1 protein-coding gene is annotated in these 1405 nt (G+C 64.3%); it reads left to right on the top strand.

Annotated features, from left to right (window positions below; translation table 11 throughout):
* Positions 1–90: 90 nt before the first annotated feature.
* A complete protein-coding gene (locus tag C7I84_RS29275; RefSeq protein ID WP_106775732.1) occupies positions 91–1113 on the top strand; it encodes an IS110 family RNA-guided transposase in 1023 nt (340 codons plus the stop codon).
* Positions 1114–1405 lie beyond the last annotated feature (292 nt).

Below are 1405 nucleotides of genomic sequence, written 5' to 3'. Positions count from 1 at the left end.
CGCGGCCCCGGAATGATGGGTGGACGGCCCCTCACGGCATCGAATGTGCCAAGCTGGAGCTGTTGGACTCAGCGAAGGAGACCGTCCGCGATGCAAACTATCAGATTTGGAATAGATTTGGCCAAGAACGTGTTTCAGGTGCACGGGGTCGATGCGGCCGGGCGAGTGGTCGTGCAGCGGCAGTTGCGTCGCGGTCAGATGCTGACCTTCTTTGCGCGGCAGCCGGCGGCGCTGATTGGCATGGAAGCCTGTGGCTCCGCCCATCATTGGGGCCGTGAGCTGCAAAGCTTGGGCCATGAAGTCAGACTGATGCCACCGAGCTACGTGAAGGCCTATGTGAAGCGCAACAAGAACGACGCCCGCGACGCGGAAGCGTGCTGCGAGGCGGTGAGCCGGCCGACCATGCGCTTCGTGCCGGTCAAGACGGTCGCACAACAATGCGCCCGTGCAATCCACCGGGCCCGTGATCTTTTGGTGCGCCAGCGCACACAGTCGGCCAATGCCATGCGCGGCCTGCTCTACGAGATGGGCCTCACAGGCAACAAGGGGGCGGCCGGGATTGCGGCATTGGTGCTGCGGATCGAGGCAGCCGATCCGGCCATCCCCGCCGCCCTTGCCGGCTGTCTGGTCGCGCTGGCCAGGCAGTGGCGCGCACGCGGCACCGAGATTGCACAACTCGACAAGCAGATCCTGGCCGAGGTCAGACAGGATCGCGCCGCTTCCAGGCTGATGGCAATCCCAGGTGTCGGGCCGATCACCGCCCATGCCGTCGTCGCCGCGGTCGGCGAAGGTCGACAGTTCGGCTCGGCCAGGGATTTCGCCGCCTGGCTCGGGCTGACGCGCAAGAACCACGATACCGGCGGCAAGCATAGGCTGACAGGCAAGATCAGCCGCGCCGGCGACACCGGCGTGCGACGACTGCTGGTGCTCGGCGCCAGTTCGTGGCTACGCCAGGTGCGAGCCAAGCCCGGATCAGCTTCGCCGTGGCTCCGTGGCATTCTGGCCCGCAGGCCAGTGAAGGTTGCCCTCGTCGCTCAGGCGGCAAAAACGGCCCGAATCATTTGGGCGATGCTCACCTCGGGTCAGGAATACAGGGCACCGAGCGCGGCATAAGCCGCGCTCCGGCCCGAACGTCGTAAGGAGCAAAAAGCAGCACGGCAAAATGGTCAGGACCTGGATCGGAACACTCCGCTTCGTCATCGCGCCGAAGAGCGCGCCGGAATGATTGGAACCCGATCCGCGTAACCCTTGCGGGCCAGCGGTCACATATCGACCGCCATCAAAGGCCGAATACATGACCGCTCCAGACTTGCGCCGTAACTGCCATTTGCCTCTTGCCCAAGCGGGGCCGTCCATACATGACGACGCAGAGTTGTCTGCCGCTCCGATACAACTCATATGCGAT

The sequence above is a fragment of the Kumtagia ephedrae genome (assembly GCF_003012745.1).
In the GTDB taxonomy this organism is placed as follows: Bacteria; Pseudomonadota; Alphaproteobacteria; order Rhizobiales; family Rhizobiaceae; genus Kumtagia; species Kumtagia ephedrae.
Note: the sequence above shows the minus strand (reverse complement) of the source record. Positions and strands in the feature narration are given on the sequence as shown.